The organism is Ruegeria sp. YTSC003, assembly GCF_059609785.1.
Genome location: NZ_JBXWMK010000007.1, coordinates 80,495 through 102,818, shown reverse-complemented (window position 1 = coordinate 102,818; position 22,324 = coordinate 80,495). Strand labels below are relative to the sequence as shown.

Below are 22,324 nucleotides of genomic sequence, written 5' to 3'. Positions count from 1 at the left end.
CCCGCCCGGGGCTTTCAGGCATTCGCTGTTTCACGCGCCGCGGATTTTGGAACCGGGCCGCGAAGCTCTTCGTAATGATCGAATTGCAGTTTTACCCACCCGGTGCCGCGTGTCGCGCTGGCGAGGGTACGGTGTAACTCGTCTTCGGCCACAGCAGGCAGTTGGGCATTGAAAATCTCCCATCCAGACGCGTTGGGATTGCCTTCAAAGCCCAGAACCTGACCCTGCAGCGAACTGATTGTAGGCACCAGGTCGCCCACGAAATCCGAGGGCAAGTGGATTTCGGCGTTCAGGATGGGTTGCAGGACCACCGGTTTCGCCTGCGGCAAAGCCTCTCGAACCGCGTTCTTGCCCGCAGTGCGGAACGCATAGTCAGAACTGTCGACGTTGTGATGCTTGCCGTCGCTGAGCGTGACTTTGACATCCACAACCGGGAACCCTTCAGGCCCTTGAACCAGCGCATCCTTGGCCCCGTGTTCGACCGATGGGATATAGTTTCTGGGCACAGCGCCCCCTTTGACGATCTCTTCGAATTCGAACCCGGCCCCACGTGGGGTCGGTGCGATCGAGATCACCACATCGGCAAATTGTCCTGCGCCGCCGGATTGTTTGCGGTGGCGATGACGATGTTCGATCGGTGCGCGGATGGTCTCGCGATAGGCCGTCTCAACCGTCTGGGTCTCAATCTCGATACCGAAGTCTTCAGCCAGCTTGGCGCTGACCCGGCGCATATGCTGAGGCCCTTGCGATCCCAGAACCGCATGGCCGCTCAGTTCATCGTGCTGCAGGTGCAGTCCGGGGTCGATCTCGACCAGTCGGGATAACGCGTTGGACAGGCGTACATCGTCGCGTTCATGTGCCGGCGACACAATTTGCCGATGGGCGGCCGGATGGGCCTCGGCCCATTCCGGTAACGGTGTGGTTCCGGTGCTGTCGTACAGGTTGCCAGGGTTGAGGTGGTCGGATTTCACGGCTAGCCCGATTTGACCAGCTTCCAATTCCGAAATCTGGGTTTTGGCATCCAGCGTCGTCAGGTTGCCAACCGTTTCCCCGCCCAGGGCTTCATGCGCTTTGACACCTTTGCCCAGACCACGCAGCACGATGATTTTTCCGATGTGCTTTTTGACATCCGCGAACCCGGCAATTGCGCGCACGTCTTCGGCTGCTTCGTCCCGCCCGGCGGCGATATTGAATTCTGGAGCTTCGTGACGAAGCGCTTTCATCAAACGGGTCAGCCCGTTGCCGTGGCTGGCAGACCCCAGGCAGGCCGGTATCAACTGGTGGTTTTGCAGAACCTGTGCGGCCAGATCATAGATTTCTGCGCTGGGCGGCTGTTTGTCCTCGATCAGTTGTTCTAGCAGATGATCATCGAAATCGGAAAGCGTCTCCAGCAATTCGGTTCGGGCTTCCTGTTCCCGGTCTTCGACGGACTGCGGAAGTTCGATCAGGGCCGAGGGTTGCCCTTCCTGATACTTCCATGCCCGCTCCGAGATCAGGTCGACCGCGCCGATGATCGCCTCGCCATCGCGGATTGGAACCTGCCGCAATGCGATGTGGTGTGTGCAGTAGGTTTGCAGAGCGGCGATGATATCGCGGATACGTCCGTTTGGGGTGTCCATGCGATTGATGAACAGAAAGCAGGGAATACCCGCCTCTTCGACCAGCCGCAGATAAGGGGCGCAAAGCACGGCGGCGTCCGGGTCGGGCGGTACGACAACGACAGCAGCATCCGAGATAGCCATGGCAGGGCCGACATAAGCCATGGTGTCGCTGCCACCATTCACGTCGATGGCACACCAGGGTTCGTCCAAGTAAGAAAAACCGTGCAAATGCACGGTTCCGGAAACGTCGAATGTGGTTGGCCGGCCATCAAGGCGGCTGATGGCCTCGACCAGTGTTGTTTTGCCCGAGTGGCTGGGGCCGAGGACAGAAAAAACGCGCATGAATGCAGTCCCTCTTTCAAGTTGCAGAACGGCTGCACGAAAAAGGCGGTCGAGCGCGAACGCGTCGGCACATACTGTCTGGTACTCTGCCTGCCTCAGGCACGGGGCGGATTTCCACCCGCCTTACAAGTGTGGGGAAAACCCACCCTCCGCGTCAAGTCCTGTCCTGCGTCGGTATCAGATCGCCGAGCTGTGTCCCGCCTTGCTCAGATCATAGGCGTCAAAAGTGCGGGCGACCATTCGGGTCAGCGCGCGTGCCTCGGGCGGGATGAACAGGCCGTCTTCAGAGATGCTTAGCAACCCATCGAAGGTTGCGTTTGCGGTCTGGTACATCCCCTGCAATTCCGCGGCCGTGATGTCGTGGTCGCGCAGAATTTCGGCAGTATCTATACGGAAATCGCACATCAACGCTTCGATCAATCGGGCGCGCAAGACGTCTTGGCCTTTGAACAAGTGCCCACGGGATATTGAGAACCCGCCCTCGCGGATCGCTTTGGTATGTGCTGACGTCGCGGGTGCGTTCTGGGCGTATCCTTGCGGGAATCGTGAGATCGAGCTTGCACCAATTCCAATCAGAACGTCGGACTGATCGTCGGTGTAGCCCTGAAAGTTGCGTTTTAACCTTCCCGCGTTCAGTGCGTGCGTCAGCCCGTCATCCTGCGTGGCAAAGTGGTCAATGCCGATTTCGGCGTACTTGTCCCACAGGAACAGGCGCCGGGCCGTATCGAACAGATCCAGGCGGTCTTCAGGTGTGGGCAGGGCATCCGTTGGGATCAGCTGCTGCCGCTTTGCCATCCACGGCACATGCGCATAGCCGTACAACGCCACCCGGTCTGGGTTGAGCGACAGCAATTTCTGCACGCTTTCAGTCATCCGTGTCTTGGTCTGGTGCGGCAGACCATACAGAATATCGGCATTCAGGCTGGCGATACCGCGCGCACGGATCATTTCGATGGCGTTGCGGGTGGTGTCGTAACTTTGGATGCGTCCGATGGTTTTCTGGATTTCGTCGTCGAAATCCTGCACGCCGATAGACGCACGGTTCATGCCGGCCTCGGCCAATGCATCGAGCCGACCCTCGTCAATCTCATTCGGGTCGATTTCGACCGAGAACTCTGCATCCGGCCCCAGCGGGACAATTTCAAGAATCCGGGCGGCCAGATCGCGAATCAGATCGGGGTTCAGCAGGGTGGGTGTACCACCGCCCCAATGCAGGCGCGAAAGGGTTACTCCCGCAGGTAGGTGAGCGGCCAGCAGGTCCAACTCGGCCTTGAGGACATCTACATAGGCGATCACCGGGTTGTCGGTTTGGGTGCCTTGCGTCCGGCAGGCGCAGAACCAGCACAGTCTGCGACAGAACGGGACGTGGACGTACAGCGACACAGAACTGCCCGGCTTGATCCCGGAAATCCAGTCGCCAAAAAGACTTGGCCCCACATCGTTGCTGAAATGCGGGGCGGTGGGATAGCTTGTGTAACGCGGGACTTTCGCGTCAAATAGTCCAAGCTTTGATAATTGCGGTTTCACTATCATAGCGATACCGTTAAGGCACGGCCGTCTACGAAACCTTGACTGAGATCAAGTGAAAGCGCGAACGATGCTAAAAGCACAGATTGATCATACCAATTGTTCCGAATGCCCCATTCGGCATCGCGCCGTCTGTGCGCATTGTGATGCTGATGAGTTGGAAGAGCTTGAAGGCATTAAGTATTACCGTAGCTTCGAAGCGGGTCAGACAGTCATCTGGTCGGGCGATCAGATGAACTTTGTGGGCTCTGTCGTGTCGGGAATCGCCTCGTTGACCCAGACGATGGAAGATGGGCGAACCCAGATGGTTGGCCTGTTGCTGCCCAGCGATTTCGTCGGTCGGCCGGGCCGTGATTCTGCGCCTTATGATGTGCAGGCCACAACTGATCTGGTCATGTGCTGTTTTCGCAAGAAGCCATTCGAACAACTGATGAACGACACGCCCCATATTGCGCACCGGCTGCTTCAGATGACGCTGGATGAACTGGATGCCGCGCGCGAGTGGATGCTGGTGCTGGGGCGCAAGACTGCGCGTGAAAAGATTGCAAGCCTGCTGTCGATTATTGCACGGCGCGACGCTTCGATTGTGCCAAAAGCAAAACCTGGCCCGATTGTCTTTGACCTGCCGCTGACACGCGAGGCTATGGCAGATTATCTGGGATTGACCCTTGAAACCGTAAGTCGCCAGATTTCGGCCCTGAAGAAAGAGGGGGTCATCGAGTTGGAAGGCAAACGCCACGTGACAATCCCCGACATGCGGCGCCTGATGGACGAGGCCGGCGACGACTCCGATGGCGGCTTTCTGATTTAAGCCTATCCTGCTGCCTGCAGCCGTGATTTACTGAATACGTGAATGAACCACGCAGGAGTAAGGCATGGAATTCAGTAGCATTTTGGCAATGCTGGTCATCGGTGCGATTGCCGGGTGGCTTTCGGGAAAAATTATGGAAGGCCTCGGGTTCGGCCTGATCGGAAACATAATAGTAGGGATCGTGGGCGCCTTTCTTGCAGGTCTGATTTTCCCGGCGCTGGGCTTTTCGGTTGGCGGCGGCGTGTTTTCGTCAATACTCTTCGCAACCATCGGCGCGGTCATACTGTTGTTTGTGATTGGTCTCATAAAACGCGTTTAGGCCATCCGTTCGAACGGATGGCCCCCCTAATCGGAAACACTTACAGTCAGTGTGCCAGAAACACTGGTACCGAAGCTTGTTCCAACATGTTTCGGGTTGCCCCGCCCAGGATGGCTTCGCGGAACCTTGAGTGGCCGTAAGCGCCCATGACGATCATGTCCGCTTCGCTGTCGGCGGCGTGCCTGTTCAGGATGTCTGACACACGGGTCATGGTTTTGCTGAGTACGTCGATCTCACACTTGGTCCCGTGCCGGGCCAGCATCTGAGACAGCAGCCCACCGGGGTCAGAACGGTCGGGGCCGTGGCGCGGCGGGTCGATGACGACAATCCGGACCAGATCGGCTTGCGTCAGGAAAGGCAGGGCGCATCGGATGGCGCGCATGGCTTCGACACTTTCATTCCACCCGATCAGCACAGTACCGGGGCGCTCAAAGGGCGCTGCATTGTCGGGTGTGACCAGAATTGGCGCGTGACCCTCGAACATGGCGGCTTCGACAATTGGTTCAGCCTCGGCGCTGCGGTCTTTGCCATAAGGTTTAGGCAGGACAACCAGATCCGAGAACCGGGCACGATGCGCCACGTGGCGACCAATATCAGCGATCTGAGCGACCCCGCTTTCAGCAGACCAGCGAATACCGGATTTACCCATGTAATCCTGAGTTTGCGTCAGCAGTTCGTCGGCGTCTGCGTTGGCCCGGCTCAGCGTTTCTTGCAGGACCAGAGCATTTGCACCTGCGTAATAATAGCCCGCTTGGCTGCGATCGACGCCAAGGCATAGCGCTTCAGCATGCGCATCCTGTGCATTTGCCAGCGCAACCATTTGCGCCAAGGCTGATTGTGATTGTCCCGAGTCCGTTACGACTGTGAGAAGAGATTTGTACGCCATTTTGACCTCTTGTCTTCAGGGCTAAGTGGCATGCGGCCATGCAACTCAGTCTAAGGCTTAGGATTGTCACAGATTTCGGGCTATTGTCTTGATACAGATCAAAGCGAGGTTGGCCGCTGTCCGACAAAACAACGGCCAGTCAAAAGGGTTCCGCGACAAATAAGAATCGCGCGGGGCATGGCAAAGGGACGCAATATGTCAAATTACATCAAGCTGATCGTGCTTGGTCTGATCGCGATATTCGCGGCGATCGGAACCAATTACGCACGCGATTTGGCGTATCAGGTGCATGCAATTCTGGTGATGCTGATCGCCGGTGGATTGTTCATCTGGACGCTGAGAAATACGGATGAGCCAGATATCCTCGTCGACCGTTCGGCCGAGTACATGGATGACGTGATCCGCTATGGCGTGATCGCAACTGCCTTCTGGGGGGTGGTCGGGTTCCTTGCGGGGACCTTTATCGCCTTTCAGTTGGCCTTTCCGGTGCTGAACTTCGAGTGGGCACAAGGCTATCTGAACTTTGGCCGTTTGCGTCCGTTGCACACCTCGGCTGTGATTTTTGCCTTTGGTGGTAACGCGCTGATCGCGACGTCTTTCTATGTGGTCCAGCGCACAAGCGCTGCGCGCCTATGGGGCGGCAATCTGGCGTGGTTCGTGTTCTGGGGCTATCAGCTGTTCATCGTTCTGGCAGCAACCGGCTATGTGCTGGGTGGAACGCAGTCCAAGGAATACGCGGAACCCGAATGGTACGTTGACCTGTGGCTGACCATCGTCTGGGTGGCCTATCTGGCCGTATTCCTGGGTACGATCGTCCGGCGGAAAGAGCCCCACATCTACGTGGCGAACTGGTTCTATCTGGCGTTCATCGTGACCGTTGCCATGCTGCACTTGGTTAACAACATGACCATCCCGGTCAGCGTTTGGGGTTCGAAGTCAGTCATCGTCTGGTCGGGCGTACAGGATGCCATGATCCAGTGGTGGTACGGCCACAACGCCGTGGGCTTCTTCTTGACCGCGGGCTTCCTGGGCATGATGTATTACTTCATCCCGAAACAGGCCGAGCGTCCGGTATTCAGCTACAAGCTGTCAATCATCCACTTCTGGGCGCTGATCTTCCTGTATATCTGGGCCGGTCCGCACCACCTGCATTATACCGCGTTGCCGGATTGGGCGTCGACGCTGGGCATGGTGTTCTCGATCATCCTGTGGATGCCGTCCTGGGGTGGTATGATCAACGGTCTGATGACCCTGTCGGGCGCGTGGGACAAGCTGCGTACTGACCCGGTGATCCGGATGATGGTGATCTCGGTCGGCTTCTACGGCATGTCCACGTTCGAGGGGCCAATGATGTCGATCCGCGCGGTCAACAGCCTCAGCCACTACACCGACTGGACCATTGGTCACGTGCACTCGGGCGCGCTGGGCTGGAACGGCATGATCACCTTTGGTGCGCTGTACTTCCTGGTGCCGGTCCTGTGGAAACGTGAGCGTCTGTATTCGCTGCAGATGGTCAGCTGGCACTTCTGGCTCGCCACTATCGGCATCGTGCTCTACGCCGCGTCGATGTGGGTGACCGGTATCATGGAAGGCCTGATGTGGCGTGAAGTGGATGCAAACGGCTTCCTGGTGAACTCGTTCGCTGACACCGTGGCTGCCAAATTCCCGATGTATGTGGTGCGTGCTTTGGGTGGCGTGATGTTCGTCGCGGGTGCGTTGATCATGTGCTACAACCTGTGGATGACTGTGCGGAAAGCGCCGGCCAAAGAGGCCAGCCTGACCGTCGCGGTCCCGGCTGAATAGGAGGGCCGGAGCAATGGCAATTCTCGACAAACATAAGATCCTCGAGACCAACGCGACCCTCCTGCTGATCTTCAGCTTTTTGGTCGTGACCATCGGTGGCATCGTGCAGATCACCCCGCTGTTCTATCTTGAGAACACCATCGAGAAGGTGGAGGGCATGCGCCCTTACACCCCTCTCGAAATGGCGGGCCGTGACATCTACATCCGCGAAGGCTGCTATACCTGCCACAGCCAGATGATCCGCCCGATGCGGGACGAGGTCGAACGCTATGGCCACTACTCGCTGGCAGCTGAATCGATGTATGACCATCCGTTCCAATGGGGGTCCAAGCGTACCGGTCCTGACCTGGCGCGTGTAGGTGGCCGCTATTCCGACCAGTGGCATGTTGATCACTTGCGTGACCCGCAGTCGGTGGTTCCGGAATCGGTGATGCCGAAGTACGGCTTCCTCGAGCATCGCAAGATCGACGGCAAGTATATCGGTGACGTCATGGCGGCAAATGCTGTCGTGGGCACGCCCTATACGGAAGAGATGCTGGCAAATGCACAGGCGGATTTCCGAGCGCAGGCCGACCCGGACAGCGACTATGACGGTTTGCTGGAACGGTACGGTGACAAGGTCAGCATTCGTAACTTCGACGGTCAGCCCGAGCTGACCGAGGCTGATGCGTTGGTAGCTTATCTGCAGATGCTGGGAACGCTGGTCGATTTCTCGACCTTCACCCCGGATCCGAGCCGCTAAAGGAGGGTGTGATGGAAGAATACACAATCCTGAGGCAATTCGCGGATAGCTGGATGCTGTTGGTACTGTTTGTCTTCTTTGTTGGCATCGTGATCTGGGTTTTCCGTCCCGGAGCCAGCAAAGAATACAAGGACACCGCCAACATCCCGTTCCGGCACGAAGATGCCCCTGCGCCCCTCAAGGGTGATGAAACAGCTGCGCCCCGTGGGGGCGACAAACCCGCCACATCCAAGGAGGCGCGGCAATGAGCAAGATACCTGAAAAACAGCCGGGCGATCCGAATACCACGGGCCACAGCTGGGACGGCATCGAGGAATTCGACAATCCGATGCCACGTTGGTGGCTGTGGACCTTTTACGTCACGATCATCTGGGGTGTGATCTACACGATCATGTATCCGGCCTGGCCGCTTGTTCAATCCGCAACTGCGGGCGTCCTTGGCTGGTCTTCACGAGAATTGGTGCAGGAAGAGATCGTTTCCTTCGAAGAGGCCAATGCGCCGTGGAACGCCAAACTGGTTGAAACCTCGCTTGAAGATGTCTCGAAAGATCCGGAGCTGCAGCAATATGCGGTCAATGCGGGCGGCGCGGTATTCCGGACATGGTGCGCGCAGTGCCACGGTTCGGGCGCGCAGGGTGCGCCGGGCTTCCCGAACCTGCTGGACGACGCATGGCTCTGGGGCGGTTCGCTGGAAGATATCGAGACCACCATTGCCTATGGTATTCGGAATGAAGAAAGCGACGATGCACGTTATTCCGAAATGCCAGCCTTTGGCGAAATCCTCGAGAAAGAGGAGATCACTCAGGTCGTACAGTACGTCATGTCGCTGACCAATGCGCAGACCGACGACGCGGCGGCACAGGCAGGCAAGGTTGTCTTTGAGGACAACTGCTCGGTTTGCCATGGCGAAGACGGCAAGGGTGACGTCACTCAAGGTGCACCGAACCTTACGGATGCGATCTGGCTTTATGGTGGCAGCGAAGAGGCTTTGACCGAAACGGTACAGTATAGCCGCTTTGGCGTGATGCCCCCGTGGGAAAACCGCCTGACCGAAGCGCAAATCCGCGCTGTCACCGCCTATGTCCACCAGTTGGGTGGCGGTCAGTAACCTCAAAAGAATACCTTCGGACGGTTCGCCGTCCGAAGGTTGAGGCACCGGCTGTTCCATCTGTTCGCGCGTTTCCTGAACAGCCGGTGCTGCCTCTCTACCTTACAAATCACCAGCGAGGCGGTCCAGACGCGGGCTTCGGTTTGCTATTTGCATTGCGAAAAACTGGCACGTTTGTGTTGCTTCCACCAATGACTTTCCGGCAACCAGCGTTGCTTTTGTCTGTCAGGCCGATCCGATGATTTTGGTTCATCCAGCTCATGTGTCTGGGTGGCGATCATGAATGACTTTGCAAGAATTGAGAGCATCTGACATCTCCTGAGTTTTGGTTCTTCTGTCATCAGGATTGATTTTCAGACTGCAAAATGCGACTCAATTAGCATTTCTATATGTAATCAGGGCTTACATATGAACTGGATGGAAATGCCGCCGCTCGCATCGCTCAGAGCTTTTTCCGCTTTTGCAGCGACACGGAATGTTGTGGAAGCGGGCAACTCACTGAATGTCAGCCACGCTGCCATCAGCCAGCAATTGCGCGTGCTTGAGAAATTTCTTGGAGTTGCGCTGTTGGATCGGTCCGGCAAATCCATGACCTTGACGCCTGAAGGTGAAAGGTTGGCGCGCGCCGTGCATCTTGGGTTCGGTGCGATTGGCGATGCCTTGGTCGAACTGACCCAATCCAAACAGGATCGTCCGGTTCATGTTTCTTTGACGTCGTCATTTGCCGCGTCATGGCTGATGCCCCGCCTGCCTGCATTTCAGGCCGAACACCCGGATATCCAATTGGCGCTTGATCCGTCACCTGCACTGGTCAGCCTAGATCCCGGCGGTGTCGATGTGGCCATCCGCTATGGTGCAGGCACATGGCCCGGTGTCCGTACAGAAATGTTGCTGCAAAGCCCTATGGTGATCGTCGCGGCCCGCAATCTGGTGGGGGAAAAAACGTCGTGGACGCCAGACGAGCTCAGCGAACTGCCCTGGCTTGAAGAGTTCGGCACCACCGAGGCAACCAACTGGCTGGCCCGACGTGGTGTCGGGCACGGGCCAAACGCAGGGCGAATCTCATTACCCGGCAATCTGCTTTTGGAAGGGTTGCGCGCGGGGCAGGGCGTAACCGTCACGGCGCGGCATTTTGTCGAAGCAGAAATCACGTCGGGCCAAATCATCGAACTGTTTCGCGAGCCCGAAAACAGCGGATATCACCTTGTTACTGGTGATTTCCCTCTGCGTCCGGCGGCAAAAACTTTTATTGCATGGCTCAGGCGGCAAGCTGGTAAGATGTGACAAAAGGTGTCTGCACGATGCGCTTTTGACCCATGTCAAAGTGGCTACCTTTGTGTTCTGGAAAAAGACACCGTGATATAGCCACATCTGGAGCCAGCCCGTGAGCGATTCCGACCCCGCACCCAGCCTTTACGCCGCACGAGAACCCATATTTCCGCGCCGCGTGTCCGGGCCGTTTCGCAACCTGAAATGGATTATTCTCGCGGTCACGCTGGGGATCTATTACATCACCCCGTGGATCAGATGGGACCGGGGGCCCAGCCTGCCGGATCAGGCGGTGTTGCTGGATTTGGCCAACCGCAGGTTCTATTTCTTCTGGATCGAGATCTGGCCGCATGAATTCTACTTTGTTGCCGGTCTGTTAATCATGGCCGGGTTGGGGTTGTTCCTGTTCACCTCGGCGCTGGGGCGCGTGTGGTGCGGATATGCCTGCCCGCAGACTGTTTGGACTGACCTGTTCATCCTTGTCGAACGGTGGATTGAAGGAGATCGCAACGCCCGATTGCGTCTGCATCGGCAGGAAAAGCTAGACTTTCGTAAAGCGCGGTTGCGGCTGACGAAATGGGGTGCCTGGCTTTTGATCGGTCTGGCGACCGGTGGCGCCTGGGTGTTCTATTTTGCCGATGCGCCGACACTTCTGCGGGACCTTGTGACCGGGAATGCCCATCCGGTTGCCTATACGACAATACTGATTTTGACGGGAACGACCTTCCTGTTCGGTGGCTTCGCGCGCGAACAGATCTGTATCTATGCCTGCCCATGGCCGCGGATTCAGGCGGCTATGATGGACGAGGATACACTCGTCGTCGGGTACCGTGAATGGCGTGGTGAGCCGCGTGGCAAGGGCAAACGAACTGCGGATTCCGAGCTGGGCGACTGCATCGACTGTATGGCCTGCGTCAATGTCTGTCCGGTGGGGATCGACATTCGCGACGGACAGCAATTGGAGTGCATCACCTGTGCGCTGTGTATCGACGCCTGTGACGACATGATGGCCAAGATCGGCAAGCCGCGTGGTCTGATCGACTATATGGCCCTGAGCGACGAAGCCAACGAGCGGGCAGGTAAACCTCCCAAAAATGTCTGGAAACACATCCTGCGGCCCCGGACCATCCTGTACACGGCCCTTTGGTCACTTGTCGGCTTTGGGCTGCTCTTTGCCCTGTTCATCCGGTCCGACATCGAAGTTACCGTGGCCCCGGTTCGCAACCCGACCTTTGTCACCCTGTCCGACGGCACGATCCGCAATACCTATGACGTGCGCGTGCGGAACAAACATGGCGAAGAACGGCTGTTCAAGCTGTCTCTGTCCGGTGATCCCGCGATGCGGATCGTGATCGAAGGCACGCCACTTGATACCGTGAATGTCACGGCGGATACTGCGCAATTGCAGCGGGTCTATATTATCGCCTCGAAAGACACGGATCCGGCAGCGGCGGACGCGACACCGGTTCGGATCTGGATCGAGGATATTGAAAGCGGTGAGCGCGCCTACAAGGACACGACGTTCAATGGACGAGGAAACTGAGATGGCCGAGCGTCAATTTACTGGAAAGCACTTTCTGGCGATCTTTGTCGCTGCTTTCGGGGTGATCATTTCCGTGAATCTCGTGCTGGCCTACAAAGCTGTCCAAACCTTTCCCGGGCTCGAGGTCAAAAACTCTTACGTCGCCAGTCAGGAGTTCAACGAGCGCCTGAAGGTGCAACAGGCCTTGGGTTGGGAAATCCGGGCTGAGACCAATAGTGGTCTTTTGATCCTGCACATCACCGACCAAACCGGCGCGCCGGTCCAAGTGGCCGAGCTGCAGGCAGTTGTTGGCCGGGCGACGCATGTGAAAGAGGATTTCGCCCCGGATTTCACTTTTGACGGGACCGCCTATTCCACGCCCGCAGCGCTAGGCAAGGGGAACTGGAACATCCGTCTGGTGGCCAAAGACAACAGCGGTGCCGAATTTGCGCAGCGGGTTCCGTTGTATGTGAAAGGGTAGGGGATGACCGCTCAGCTCGGCTCAGGTACGGCGGCATGCCCCGGTTGCATCGCAGCACCGGCGGAACCAGCGCGACCCGTTCCTGAAGATGTGCAGATAGCCCTATCCCTGCCCGGCATTCACTGCTCGGCCTGTATTGCGAATGTTGAACGCGCGCTGAACGCCCATCCGGGTGTCGAGGACGCGCGGGTCAATCTGACGCTCAAGCGTGCAATGGTCAAAGCAGCCGCTGAGACACACGCTGCTGACCTGATCCCCGTTTTGGAGCGCGCCGGGTATGAGGCACATGAGCTGGACCCGGGCGCTTTGTCGGCAACCCAATCCGACAAGGCCGGGCGTGATCTGCTGATGCGATTGGCGGTGGCTGGTTTCGCGTCGATGAACGTGATGCTGTTGTCTGTGTCGGTCTGGTCAGGGGCTACGGATGCGACGCGGGATCTGTTCCACTGGATTTCAGCGGCCATTGCTCTGCCTGCGATTGCCTTTTCCGCGCAGCCCTTCTTTGCCAACGCCTGGAGTGCACTGCGAGTCAAACGATTGAACATGGATGTGCCAATTGTGTTGGCGATCCTACTGGCACTTGTCACGTCGCTTTGGGAAACCGCGCTTAGCGGAGAGCATGCCTATTTCGACGCCGCACTGACGTTGACCTTCTTCCTGCTCGCAGGCCGGTATCTGGACTATCGCACCCGCGCTGCGGCCCGATCAGCAGCCGAAGAACTGACGGCCCTGGAAGTGCCGCGTGCAATTCGCTTGGTGGACGGGGCGGAAGAAGAGGTGTCCGTCGCAAGCCTGGCCGTTGGTGATCTGATAATTGTTCGCCCGGGCGGGCGTATGCCTGTGGATGGTGAGATTGTATCGGGCAAATCGGAGCTCGACAGGTCATTGTTGACGGGCGAGACGTTGCCTGTCTTTGCCGAAGCCGGTCTTGCCGTCAGCGCGGGTGAGGTTAACCTGACGGGCCCGCTGACGATCCGGACCACAGCGGTCGGTGAGGATACGTCACTGCACCGTATGGCGGATCTGGTGGCCATCGCAGAATCCGGTCGATCGCGCTATACGTCGCTGGCTGACAAGGCGGCCAAGCTATACGCGCCGGGGGTGCATATTCTGTCCGCGCTCAGTTTCCTTGGGTGGTACATCTATTCCGGCGATATCCGAACCGCGCTGAACATCGCTGCGGCGGTTCTGATCATCACCTGCCCCTGTGCGCTGGGGCTTGCTGTGCCCGCTGTGACGACGGCGGCCTCGGGGCGATTGTTTCACAAGGGGATGCTAATCAAACATTCTACTGCGCTGGAACGTCTGGCCGAGGTTGATACGGTCGTTTTTGATAAAACCGGCACACTTACATCCGGCACTCCGGAATTGACCAATCTTGAGGATCATTCCCGCGCGGATCTTGAGATTGCACTGGCACTGGCCGAGGCGTCTTCGCATCCGTTGTCGGTGTCGCTTGCCAAGTTCGCCAGAGATGCCGGGATCAAGCCTGCCAGACTTGAGGATGTGGTCGAGGTTCCGGGTTATGGCACCGAAGGAACCTACCGTGATCAGCGTGTGCGCCTTGGGCGCGCCGGTTGGACCGGCGCGACCGAAGGTGATCAGACGGCAGCTTGGTTGGCGGTCACGGGGCAGTCACCGGTTGCGTTTCTGTTCTCGGATTCTCTGCGTCCGGGCGCGGCCGAGGCTGTGCAGGCGTTCCGTGACGGCGGAAAGAGTGTCGTTCTCATCTCGGGTGATACACGAGGCGCGGTTCAAACGCTGGCAGACAAGCTTGGGATTGAAACATGGATTGCCGAGGCGCTGCCTCAGGATAAAGCCACCCATGTACAGGAGCTCAGCGACCAGGGCCGCCACGTCCTGATGGTTGGTGACGGGCTAAACGATACAGCCGCGCTTGCCGCGGCGCATGTGTCAATTTCACCTGCCTCGGCGCTGGACGCAGCGCGGGTGGCGTCGGATATCGTATTACTGGGCAACGATTTGTCCCCGATTGCAGATGCCTGTGACACAGCAGTGAAGGCGACCAAAAGGATTCGCGAGAACTTTCGCATCGCCACGGTTTACAATATCATCGCGGTACCCTTGGCCGTGGCCGGGTTCGCCACGCCACTGATCGCGGCATTGGCGATGTCGACGTCGTCCATTACCGTGTCCCTGAATGCCCTGCGCCTGAGGTAGTTGATATGGAAGTTCTGGCCTATCTCATACCGATTTCCCTGTTTTTGGGCGGGGTTGGCCTTGTGGCGTTTATCTACACGGTGCGGTCGAACCAGTATGATGATCCCGAAGGTGACGCGCGGCGTATCCTCAGCGATGAATGGGATGACAAACCCAAGTCCTGACCACTCTTGAAATTGCCGCAATGCCCGGTTATGTCCGGCCCATCCGCTAGCAGAGAGAACCAAGCCAAATGGCAACAATGAATCCGATCCAGTTCATTCAGCAAGTCCGCGCCGAAGTCGCAAAGGTCGTCTGGCCCACGCGTCGTGAGGTTCTGCTGACCACGGTCATGGTGTTCATCATGGCGGCACTGACCGCCGTGTTCTTTGCGCTGGTCGATCTGGGTATTCGCGGCGGTCTTCAACTGATCCTGGGCGCATTCGGTTAAACCGGATTGGGCCGGGCGGAAACGCCACAGCCCCCTTGCACAGCGCGGGATGTCAGAGTAGTTGACACAGTACTATTCGGAATGGGCGTGCGGCGATTCGGGCTGTGCGCCGCTTTTTATTCCGGGTGACGTGGCAGAATTTCAATGACGGTGCTTGCGGCATTCCGAACGCACCGAAGGCAAACAAGGACGACAGGTTCATGGCGAAACGGTGGTACTCGGTCAGCGTTCTTTCGAACTTCGAAAAGAAGATCGCAGAGCAGATCCGCACGTCCGTGGCTGAGCAAGGCCTTGAGGACGATATCGACGAAGTACTGGTGCCCACCGAAGAGGTGATCGAAGTGCGCCGGGGCAAGAAGGTCACGACCGAACGCCGCTTTATGCCCGGCTACGTGCTGGTGCATATGGAAATGTCGGATCAGGGCTATCACTTGGTCAACTCGATCAACCGGGTTACCGGCTTCTTGGGCCCGCAGGGCCGCCCGATGCCGATGCGCGACGCCGAGGTGAACCAGATCCTCAACCGTGTTCAGGAAGGTGAAGACGCGCCGAAACTGATGATCTCGTTCGAAGTGGGCGAGAAGGTCAAGGTCAACGACGGCCCGTTCGAGGATTTCGACGGTATGGTCGAAGGTGTGGACGACGAAGCCCAGAAGCTGAAAGTCTCGGTTTCGATCTTTGGTCGCGAAACCCCGGTCGAGCTGGACTTTACGCAGGTTACGAAGCAGGGCTAAAACCCACTTCAGCGAATTTTGGAGCGCCGCGATGCTAGGAGCAACGCGGCGCTTTTGCTTTTATGGCATCAGCTTTTCAAGTTCGCAGGCAAAAGGCAGAAGAAATCGACCGGAAAGTAAGAGCTTTGCAGCTAGGGCGGACCGGGAATTAGTTCTTGTTGTTGAAGAACTGTTAGGATGTCCAGAATTGTCGACGGGCTGACATCCACCGAACCGTCCAAAAATACACCAAGTCCACCTTCTCCGATCTCTCGTGGGCCACCAGAGTCATAAACCGGATCAAGAGACGCGAGCTCTGCCGGCAGTACCGGACACAAAGGGGTTTCGTTCAAAACAAGGTCTACGGCAGCCAACATCAGCTTCTTGACGGACTCGAGCGTATCGTCCTCAAGGAGTTTTTCGCGCTGCGCTTCGGGAGCCGTGAGTACGAGGTCGATAAGTTCGAAATAGGCACAGTTGTCCCGCAACTCTACAGTCGCTTCGGTGGACATGTTTGCCTGGATAGAGTTTTTTTGTTCACCCCGCTGAAAGTCGCGCTCACTGGTTCGGCTGCATTCAAAGATTGTGATGGTCACTTGCCCATCCAGATCGATCGCGTCGTCTTGAGCCTTAAAGCCGAATTCATCCAGTCGGACTTGCAGGCCGCAATTGTCGACTATTGCGTTTTCCGCCAGTCGCTCAGGTACAGTTTTCTGTACTTCGCGCAGATCAAGAAGGGCACCCACACCGATCCGGGTAGGGGCAACAGCGGAGAGGTTCAGATCAAGCGTATAAGGCAATTCCGTATCACGAACTGGCAGTGTCGCGTCGATGACAAAATCTACCTGTTGCGCGTCGGGTGCTCGGGCTCCCAGAACTACTGCCATTAAGACTGGAAAAATCAACCAAAGTCTCATTCAGCAAACTCCAATACGCCAAGCTCCTTCAATCCTCCAAGGACTTCGACAATTGTCTCAGCGCTGACATCGGCAGACCCGACAATGGCAGCACCCATCCCGCCAGGCGCAATTTCCCGAGTGCCCCCGGACTCGTAAATCGGGTCGAGTACAGTGAACTCCGCGGGCAATGGCGGGCAGACCGGGTGCGCAGTCAAAAATTCCCCGCCTTTTTCGAGGACGGCTTCGTTGATGCGGTTGGTCAGGCCGAAAAGATTGGAGACAGCGCCAATAAAACCGCGCGGATCTAGATCAACGCCTTCGATGCTGAATGTCAGGCATTGGCCCTTCACCTCGGCCTTGGCGACGGCCACCGCGTCCACTGTGGCCCCAAAATACCGAAAGCCCGGCTCTTCATGGCGGTTACATCTCGTAAACTGCGCACGGGCTGAACCCTCGATCTTTACGGTGTCGTCTATGGCGGTGACGTCCCGAACCTCAAGATAGATCTGGCGTTTACAGCTTTCTTCCAGGGGACCGGTCAGTATTTGAGGCGCTTTTTCCTGCAATCCGCGCAAATCCATAAAGGCGCGCAGTTGCAAACGGGTTGGGCTGGCTTCTTCAAGGCCACCATAGACAGTGAAGGGAACCGGAATATCGCGCAGTGGAACTTCTTTATTCAATTTGATCTGAAACCGACCGGCATAGGTGGCAGGATCAATTCCCGTAGAGGAGTATGAAGAAGAACTGTTGGACCCGCCGGTTTGGGTGACCGCCTCCGGCTCTGCGCCCTGATCCTGAGCCTTGCTACCACAGCCCGGCAGCATAGCAAAAAGAATGCAGACCAATAGTCCCTTATTCAGTCGAGATGATGCCATCCCTGACCACCTCTTCTGTGTCCAAGCCGTACCAAGATACCCGCCTGCGTTTCTTAAGCAACTTATGTATTCAATTTATTTATTTTGTTTCGCTGTTTCCAACTGTCACAGAGGCTCGTTCAGGACACAAACACGCCCTTTGTAAACAAGGTGTGAGCTACTTGCCAACCCCACCATTCCCCTATTCATGCCGCCTTTACCGTTTTCGGGCGAGATTCTCTCGTGGGAGGTTGCTGGGATCGCGGTCTCGTATCTGACCGCGCGAAACAAGTCGGGTGGGGCGTGCCGGTCAAGCTGCTGTTCTAACTTTTGGCGGTGAAGTCACGGTCGAACTAGGTTTCTAGCAACTTGCGAAGTAGAGCTAGGTTGTTTTCTGGCTACATTGATAACGCCGCGATGCAACACGCAACGCGGCGCTTTTTTGTTTCAGCTTGGTAGACGCCGATAGCGTTTAGTTTATCGACTTATCTCGCCTGCACCATAGCCGCACGCAAGAGTTGCGGGCGGTCTGATTGGGATGGCAGGAAGACAGCCTGCGATCCGGCATCCAGCGCAGAAAGGCTCGCATCGTACCATTGCATCGCAAGATCGCGGCGTTCTTGTACACCAAAGCCTTCGCGCAGGTGGTGCCCAACCAACTCTCCATAGGCTGGCTCGCCCATAGCGACCAACATTAGTGCAGAACCAACAGCGGTATCCATGTTGTCCTGCAGGTAACCCATTGCCAGGCAGACTTTGCTTGTCGCGGCAAGATCTTCAGGGCTGAGCCCAGAATCCAAAGCAAGCTTGCGCATCTGAGTTTCCGACTCTGTTTTTGAGTTTAGAGACAACGCAACAACTTGCGGCTCCAACATTTCACCAAATGCGTCACACTGAGCTGCGACCTGGTCTGGTGTCAGTCCCTGAATGTCCTGCATCAGATCCTCGCCCCGGGCCATGGCATAGCTTCGAGCCAGGCAAAACTGTTCGCTGAGTGCAAAATCAGGATCGGACATATTGGCCAAAGTCGTGTAGCCGCCATTGGTCGACGTCTGAAGCATAACCGCGCTGCAGCGATTGGCGAGTGACGGGCCTGTTGTGCCGCCAGAAAACAAGGTCGGTAGGGTAGTGGATGGTGCTTCGGCAACGTCTGTCGTGGGTTCGACCTCTTGCGCGGTTGCGACCGGGGCGGCCACTGCCGGTGGCTGCGGAGCCGCCGCCAGAGCGGTGCCGCTATGCACTTGCTGACGGTACGCTAACAAAAGAGGCTGTCCGGACAGTTGAGTCGATGCCTGTCCTCCGCTTGTCGCCCAATAGTAGGCCTGCATAAGGAAGTCGCGCTGATACGGCTGAAAATCATAGCCATTGATAGGGTAGCCCATTGAAACCTGATAACGTTCGATCGCAGACCGGGTTCCGCGGCCGACCTGTCCATCCACCCTTCCGGCATTGTAACCAAAGTAGTTGAGTGCGGTCTGAGTTTGCGCACCTTGTGTTGTCGACGGTATGCCGGGACGGTAGGTCCGAGTTGACCGCGTCGTTCTCTGGGCTTTTTTCTTCTGCTGGTCCTGGCCTATCGCGTAACCTAAGACCCCACCAACGACAGCGCCGCCGAGGAAGTCACCGGCGTCGGCCCGCGCCACCTGAGGAGCGGTTGCAGCAAAGGATAGGGCGAGTCCGAGCGTAACTATCAAACGAAAAAACATAACTTACCTCCAAAACAAAACGCCTGAATTTGATGAGTATACCACATTCATTGCTCAACGCGGACCTGGACATTGCAGTGACGCTCGAATCCCAGTCTTAGCGCGGTTGGTTGGCGGACTTTTGCCAATTTCAGGCTATTTTCCGATGGGTATAAAAGTCTTCTAACTCACGAAATGTGGACGAGCGGGTCAATTATGGTCCGTTCGAGGAATTCGTCGGTATGGGCGACGGCGTGGACGACGAGAACCAGAAGCGAAGGTCTTGGTTTCGATCTTTGGCTGCGAGATGTCGGCCGAGCTGGACTTCACGCAGGTTACGAAGCAGGGATACTTGGGCTTCGCAGAAAGTTTATGTTGAGGTGACCTGTTGGGCACCCTTTTTATGAATTTGCTGTGCGAACTTTCCAGACAGATTGATCCTCGCCAAACCCTTTTAGGGACGCCGTTCCGATCTGTTCGCACAGTTCTGGCAGAATTGCCGCAGCCGCGTCAGAGAGGACGTGATCAGAATCTAACTCTGTCGCCGCTGTAAGCAATCGGGCGGTTAGATTCACGTCAGGCCCAATCGCTGTAAAATCCAGCCGGTCGCCACCTCCGATGTTGCCATAATGAAACCGACCATAGTGGATAGCTGTGCGGACGCCCAGTTTATGATCGAAGCTTGCCGTGTCCAGCGCTTGCCAACCTTCTTGAACCGCCGCAATTGCGGCTTTGACCTGTGCGTCTGGGGGCATGTTTTCCCGAGTTGGGAAAATGGCAAAAAATCCGTCACCCATAAATTTCAATATTTCACCGCCCTGATCCATCACGGATGGGGCCAGGCAGTCGAAAGTATTATTCAGAAGCTTGACTAACGCGTCTCCGGAAACTGAATTCGAGAGTTGTGTGAACCCCTTAAGATCTGCGAAAAGAATGACGGCGTCGATTTCTCCTCCGTCGCCGCGGTGTATCTTGCCATCCAGAATTTGTGCGCCACTGTTCCGGCCCACATAGGTCGACAAAAGATAGGTTGCATCCAGTCGCAGCATATAGGACTCGGTCAGGCGTGCGAGCGGTCCACGGACCCTCTCCAGAATATTCAAGTCCCGTTCTGAGAATCCGCCCGGCGATGCGCTCGACCACGTGCACACGTGGGTATCGCCGTTGAGGTAGATCAGTGGCTGCGCAAGATAGTCTGTAAACCCTTGTTCGCGCAATTCGCCTATGATGATGTAATCTTCCGGGCAATCGGGGTCTTCCAAGTGCCGACGAATAGTTTCCTTACGCTCGATCACATGGGGCAAGGGATTGTTCGTGTAAATTTCGGTCGTAAACAACTGCAGCGGGGCATCAACCCTGTCCACTCCCTCACCCGCCTTCCATAAGAACCGGCGGCCTGTCAGATTGGGGTGAAGCGTCCAGATGAACAACCCGAACCGGTCGATTGCTACGCCAGCATCCACTAGACTCGTACAAATACCCTCAATGATGCCTATGGCATTTCCTGCCGAGCGGGCCCCATCGACCATCCATTCGATCAGGGCGTCAACTTTAGTTTGTTGCGGGCTGGGTTTTTGCGATGCGGGCAACATGCGTTTCTCGTTAGGCTGCGTGCTGTAGCGTATAGACCGGTATCATGAAACTCTGACTGTCTTGGGCTGAAACTGCAAGATTCGTACGTCAGGCAGATCGGCGATCAGAAATTCGGCTTGCCATTGGACGTTCAGACTAGTAAGGCGCAGCTCTGTCGTAAAATGCGTCAAGCACTGTGGAAGGCGAGCGTATCGCGATTCGCGGACCAGACCACACAACTGAATAGCCCTGATGACGCGTCAGAGGGGTGTTGGAAAAGGAGAAACCAAATGGCTAAGAAGCTTGCTGGTACGATGAAACTGCAGGTTCCTGCAGGTCAGGCGAACCCGTCGCCGCCAGTTGGTCCGGCGCTGGGTCAGCGCGGCATCAACATCATGGAATTCTGCAAGGCGTTCAACGCCAAGACCGCAGACATGGAGCAAGGCGCACCTTGCCCGACCGTGATCACCTATTATCAGGACAAGTCCTTCACCATGGACATCAAGACGCCGCCCGCGTCTTATTACCTGAAAAAAGCCGCTGGTCTGAAGCCGGTTGGTAAGCGTAACCGCCCCCGTGGCGCGGAAAACCCAGGTCGTGAGACCGTGGCAACCGTTACCTCGAAGCAGGTTCGCGAAATCGCCGAAGCCAAAATGAAAGATCTGAACGCCAACGACGTCGAAGGCGCAATGCAGATCATCCTGGGCTCGGCCCGCTCTATGGGCATCGAGGTGAAGTAAGATGGCAAAACTCGGTAAACGTACGCGCGCCGCGCGCGAAGCTGTCGCTGGCAAGGAAAACCTGTCGGTTGACGAAGCAGTTGCCCTGGTCAAAGCCAATGCAACCTCGAAATTCGACGAAACCATCGAGATCGCGCTGAACCTGGGTGTTGACACCCGTCACGCGGACCAGATGGTTCGTGGTGTTGTCGGCCTGCCAAATGGCACCGGTAAAACCATGCGCGTTGCTGTGTTCGCTCGTGGCCCCAAGGCTGACGAAGCGAAAGAAGCAGGTGCGGATATCATTGGCGCAGAGGACCTGATGGAAACCATTCAGGGCGGCACCATCGAATTCGATCGCTGCATTGCCACCCCGGACATGATGCCGATCGTCGGTCGTCTGGGCAAAGTTCTGGGCCCCCGCAACCTGATGCCGAACCCCAAAGTTGGGACCGTGACCATGGACGTGAAAGCGGCCGTGGAAGCAGCCAAGGGTGGTGAAGTTCAGTTCAAGGCAGAAAAAGGCGGCGTTGTGCACGCCGGTGTTGGCAAAGCGTCCTTCGACGAAGCCAAGCTGGTCGAAAACGTCCGCGCCTTTATCTCGGCCGTGGCCAAGGCCAAACCGACAGGTGCCAAAGGCACCTACATGAAGAAAATCGCGCTGAGCTCGACAATGGGCCCTGGCGTGACTTTGGATGTTGCTGCGGCATCGGGCGAATAAGCCCAATTGTAATACCGCGAAGATGAAATCCCGGGTGGTGCGAACCGCCCGGGATTTTCTTACTTAAAGATGATCAGGCTGTCCGCGTGAAGGCGGCATTCAAGTGGCCTGCGCCAGGCGGAAGCTGCAGTTTAAGACT

General features: G+C 56.9%; 22 protein-coding genes. 15 read left to right on the top strand and 7 right to left on the bottom strand.

Features of this window, described 5'->3' with window-relative positions; genetic code table 11:
- Window positions 1-14: 14 nt before the first annotated feature.
- Together AC2FFH_RS14280 and hemN are read right to left on the bottom strand one after the other, a co-directional pair.
- On the bottom strand, window positions 15-1,943 hold the full coding sequence (locus AC2FFH_RS14280; RefSeq protein WP_496768453.1) for an elongation factor G: 1,929 nt from the start codon (window positions 1,941-1,943) through the stop codon (window positions 15-17).
- A gap of 177 nt (window positions 1,944-2,120) precedes the next feature.
- Window positions 2,121-3,476 carry an oxygen-independent coproporphyrinogen III oxidase gene (gene hemN, locus AC2FFH_RS14275; RefSeq protein WP_496768451.1) on the bottom strand — a complete coding sequence of 452 codons (1,356 nt, stop codon included), beginning with the start codon at window positions 3,474-3,476 and terminating at the stop codon, window positions 2,121-2,123.
- A gap of 64 nt (window positions 3,477-3,540) precedes the next feature.
- Here hemN and fnrL point away from each other — a divergent pair, with 64 nt between their 5' ends.
- Together fnrL and AC2FFH_RS14265 are read left to right on the top strand one after the other, a co-directional pair.
- Window positions 3,541-4,281 carry a transcriptional regulator FnrL gene (fnrL, locus tag AC2FFH_RS14270; protein WP_496739441.1) on the top strand — a complete coding sequence of 247 codons (741 nt, stop codon included), beginning with the start codon at window positions 3,541-3,543 and terminating at the stop codon, window positions 4,279-4,281.
- 64 nt (window positions 4,282-4,345) lie between these two features.
- The gene (locus tag AC2FFH_RS14265) at window positions 4,346-4,600 is read left to right on the top strand and encodes a GlsB/YeaQ/YmgE family stress response membrane protein (protein ID WP_496768449.1); all 255 of its coding nucleotides are present in this window, start codon (window positions 4,346-4,348) and stop codon (window positions 4,598-4,600) included.
- A gap of 46 nt (window positions 4,601-4,646) precedes the next feature.
- Here AC2FFH_RS14265 and AC2FFH_RS14260 read toward each other — a convergent pair whose 3' ends face one another.
- Window positions 4,647-5,486, bottom strand: a complete 840-nt coding sequence (locus tag AC2FFH_RS14260) for a universal stress protein (protein ID WP_496768447.1) — start codon at window positions 5,484-5,486, stop codon at window positions 4,647-4,649.
- Between the two features lie 195 nt (window positions 5,487-5,681).
- Here AC2FFH_RS14260 and ccoN point away from each other — a divergent pair, with 195 nt between their 5' ends.
- The 11 genes from ccoN to nusG all read left to right on the top strand — a co-directional run bounded on the left by ccoN (window position 5,682) and on the right by nusG (window position 15,756).
- Window positions 5,682-7,289 carry a cytochrome-c oxidase, cbb3-type subunit I gene (gene ccoN, locus AC2FFH_RS14255; protein WP_472724515.1) on the top strand — a complete coding sequence of 536 codons (1,608 nt, stop codon included), beginning with the start codon at window positions 5,682-5,684 and terminating at the stop codon, window positions 7,287-7,289.
- Between the two features lie 13 nt (window positions 7,290-7,302).
- On the top strand, window positions 7,303-8,031 hold the full coding sequence (gene ccoO, locus AC2FFH_RS14250; RefSeq protein ID WP_058272496.1) for a cytochrome-c oxidase, cbb3-type subunit II: 729 nt from the start codon (window positions 7,303-7,305) through the stop codon (window positions 8,029-8,031).
- An 11-nt stretch (window positions 8,032-8,042) separates the two neighbouring features.
- Window positions 8,043-8,279, top strand: coding sequence for a cbb3-type cytochrome oxidase subunit 3 (locus tag AC2FFH_RS14245; RefSeq protein ID WP_472724514.1), 237 nt, complete (start codon window positions 8,043-8,045; stop codon window positions 8,277-8,279).
- Window positions 8,276-9,139 carry a cytochrome-c oxidase, cbb3-type subunit III gene (ccoP, locus tag AC2FFH_RS14240; RefSeq protein ID WP_496844631.1) on the top strand — a complete coding sequence of 288 codons (864 nt, stop codon included), beginning with the start codon at window positions 8,276-8,278 and terminating at the stop codon, window positions 9,137-9,139. The genes AC2FFH_RS14245 and ccoP overlap by 4 nt, the downstream gene beginning before the upstream one ends.
- Window positions 9,140-9,547: 408 nt before the next feature.
- Entirely contained in the window at window positions 9,548-10,423 is an 876-nt protein-coding gene (locus tag AC2FFH_RS14235; RefSeq protein ID WP_496844629.1) for a LysR family transcriptional regulator, read from the top strand.
- Between the two features lie 100 nt (window positions 10,424-10,523).
- Window positions 10,524-11,951 carry a cytochrome c oxidase accessory protein CcoG gene (gene ccoG / locus AC2FFH_RS14230; protein WP_058279818.1) on the top strand — a complete coding sequence of 476 codons (1,428 nt, stop codon included), beginning with the start codon at window positions 10,524-10,526 and terminating at the stop codon, window positions 11,949-11,951.
- A gap of 1 nt (window position 11,952) precedes the next feature.
- On the top strand, window positions 11,953-12,411 hold the full coding sequence (locus AC2FFH_RS14225; RefSeq protein WP_496844707.1) for a FixH family protein: 459 nt from the start codon (window positions 11,953-11,955) through the stop codon (window positions 12,409-12,411).
- A 3-nt stretch (window positions 12,412-12,414) separates the two neighbouring features.
- Window positions 12,415-14,592: a heavy metal translocating P-type ATPase gene (locus AC2FFH_RS14220; RefSeq protein ID WP_496844627.1), complete on the top strand. Its 2,178-nt coding sequence runs from the start codon at window positions 12,415-12,417 to the stop codon at window positions 14,590-14,592.
- Window positions 14,593-14,597: 5 nt separating this feature from the next.
- Window positions 14,598-14,756, top strand: a complete 159-nt coding sequence (ccoS, locus tag AC2FFH_RS14215) for a cbb3-type cytochrome oxidase assembly protein CcoS (RefSeq protein WP_058272490.1) — start codon at window positions 14,598-14,600, stop codon at window positions 14,754-14,756.
- A gap of 68 nt (window positions 14,757-14,824) precedes the next feature.
- Complete coding sequence (gene secE, locus AC2FFH_RS14210; RefSeq protein WP_058272489.1) at window positions 14,825-15,022, top strand: preprotein translocase subunit SecE; 198 nt, start codon at window positions 14,825-14,827, stop codon at window positions 15,020-15,022.
- Window positions 15,023-15,222: 200 nt separating this feature from the next.
- Window positions 15,223-15,756, top strand: a complete 534-nt coding sequence (gene nusG, locus AC2FFH_RS14205; protein WP_058272488.1) for a transcription termination/antitermination protein NusG — start codon at window positions 15,223-15,225, stop codon at window positions 15,754-15,756.
- A gap of 131 nt (window positions 15,757-15,887) precedes the next feature.
- On the opposite strand, the gene AC2FFH_RS14200 is transcribed toward nusG, so the two are convergent.
- The 4 genes from AC2FFH_RS14200 to AC2FFH_RS14185 form a co-directional block, all read right to left on the bottom strand.
- Window positions 15,888-16,622, bottom strand: coding sequence for a hypothetical protein (locus AC2FFH_RS14200; RefSeq protein WP_496768440.1), 735 nt, complete (start codon window positions 16,620-16,622; stop codon window positions 15,888-15,890).
- Window positions 16,623-16,648: 26 nt separating this feature from the next.
- Window positions 16,649-17,509, bottom strand: coding sequence for a hypothetical protein (locus AC2FFH_RS14195; protein WP_496768438.1), 861 nt, complete (start codon window positions 17,507-17,509; stop codon window positions 16,649-16,651).
- A gap of 464 nt (window positions 17,510-17,973) precedes the next feature.
- Window positions 17,974-19,194, bottom strand: coding sequence for a peptidoglycan-binding domain-containing protein (locus tag AC2FFH_RS14190; RefSeq protein ID WP_496768436.1), 1,221 nt, complete (start codon window positions 19,192-19,194; stop codon window positions 17,974-17,976).
- 380 nt (window positions 19,195-19,574) lie between these two features.
- Entirely contained in the window at window positions 19,575-20,765 is a 1,191-nt protein-coding gene (locus AC2FFH_RS14185; protein ID WP_496726636.1) for an adenylate/guanylate cyclase domain-containing protein, read from the bottom strand.
- 270 nt (window positions 20,766-21,035) lie between these two features.
- On the opposite strand from AC2FFH_RS14185, the gene rplK reads away from it, so the two are divergent.
- A complete protein-coding gene (gene rplK / locus AC2FFH_RS14180; RefSeq protein ID WP_037314971.1) occupies window positions 21,036-21,485 on the top strand; it encodes a 50S ribosomal protein L11 in 450 nt (149 codons plus the stop codon).
- Between the two features lies 1 nt (window position 21,486).
- Window positions 21,487-22,185, top strand: coding sequence for a 50S ribosomal protein L1 (gene rplA / locus AC2FFH_RS14175; RefSeq protein ID WP_058272485.1), 699 nt, complete (start codon window positions 21,487-21,489; stop codon window positions 22,183-22,185).
- Window positions 22,186-22,324 lie beyond the last annotated feature (139 nt).

What these genes read in the sequence shown, in the direction of transcription:
- AC2FFH_RS14245 (WP_472724514.1), top strand. Translation starts at nt 8,043, where the DNA reads ATGGAAGAATACACAATCCTGAGGCAATTCGCGGATAGCTGGATGCTG.
- AC2FFH_RS14225 (WP_496844707.1), top strand. Translation starts at nt 11,953, where the DNA reads ATGGCCGAGCGTCAATTTACTGGAAAGCACTTTCTGGCGATCTTTGTC.
- AC2FFH_RS14260 (WP_496768447.1), bottom strand. Translation starts at nt 5,486, where the DNA reads ATGGCGTACAAATCTCTTCTCACAGTCGTAACGGACTCGGGACAATCA.
- ccoO (WP_058272496.1), top strand. Translation starts at nt 7,303, where the DNA reads ATGGCAATTCTCGACAAACATAAGATCCTCGAGACCAACGCGACCCTC.
- AC2FFH_RS14200 (WP_496768440.1), bottom strand. Translation starts at nt 16,622, where the DNA reads ATGGCAGTAGTTCTGGGAGCCCGAGCACCCGACGCGCAACAGGTAGAT.
- ccoN (WP_472724515.1), top strand. Translation starts at nt 5,682, where the DNA reads ATGTCAAATTACATCAAGCTGATCGTGCTTGGTCTGATCGCGATATTC.
- ccoP (WP_496844631.1), top strand. Translation starts at nt 8,276, where the DNA reads ATGAGCAAGATACCTGAAAAACAGCCGGGCGATCCGAATACCACGGGC.
- ccoS (WP_058272490.1), top strand. Translation starts at nt 14,598, where the DNA reads ATGGAAGTTCTGGCCTATCTCATACCGATTTCCCTGTTTTTGGGCGGG.
- nusG (WP_058272488.1), top strand. Translation starts at nt 15,223, where the DNA reads ATGGCGAAACGGTGGTACTCGGTCAGCGTTCTTTCGAACTTCGAAAAG.
- hemN (WP_496768451.1), bottom strand. Translation starts at nt 3,476, where the DNA reads ATGATAGTGAAACCGCAATTATCAAAGCTTGGACTATTTGACGCGAAA.
- AC2FFH_RS14280 (WP_496768453.1), bottom strand. Translation starts at nt 1,943, where the DNA reads ATGCGCGTTTTTTCTGTCCTCGGCCCCAGCCACTCGGGCAAAACAACA.
- AC2FFH_RS14185 (WP_496726636.1), bottom strand. Translation starts at nt 20,765, where the DNA reads ATGTTGCCCGCATCGCAAAAACCCAGCCCGCAACAAACTAAAGTTGAC.
- rplK (WP_037314971.1), top strand. Translation starts at nt 21,036, where the DNA reads ATGGCTAAGAAGCTTGCTGGTACGATGAAACTGCAGGTTCCTGCAGGT.
- fnrL (WP_496739441.1), top strand. Translation starts at nt 3,541, where the DNA reads ATGCTAAAAGCACAGATTGATCATACCAATTGTTCCGAATGCCCCATT.
- secE (WP_058272489.1), top strand. Translation starts at nt 14,825, where the DNA reads ATGGCAACAATGAATCCGATCCAGTTCATTCAGCAAGTCCGCGCCGAA.
- AC2FFH_RS14220 (WP_496844627.1), top strand. Translation starts at nt 12,415, where the DNA reads ATGACCGCTCAGCTCGGCTCAGGTACGGCGGCATGCCCCGGTTGCATC.
- rplA (WP_058272485.1), top strand. Translation starts at nt 21,487, where the DNA reads ATGGCAAAACTCGGTAAACGTACGCGCGCCGCGCGCGAAGCTGTCGCT.
- AC2FFH_RS14265 (WP_496768449.1), top strand. Translation starts at nt 4,346, where the DNA reads ATGGAATTCAGTAGCATTTTGGCAATGCTGGTCATCGGTGCGATTGCC.
- AC2FFH_RS14195 (WP_496768438.1), bottom strand. Translation starts at nt 17,509, where the DNA reads ATGGCATCATCTCGACTGAATAAGGGACTATTGGTCTGCATTCTTTTT.
- AC2FFH_RS14190 (WP_496768436.1), bottom strand. Translation starts at nt 19,194, where the DNA reads ATGTTTTTTCGTTTGATAGTTACGCTCGGACTCGCCCTATCCTTTGCT.
- AC2FFH_RS14235 (WP_496844629.1), top strand. Translation starts at nt 9,548, where the DNA reads ATGAACTGGATGGAAATGCCGCCGCTCGCATCGCTCAGAGCTTTTTCC.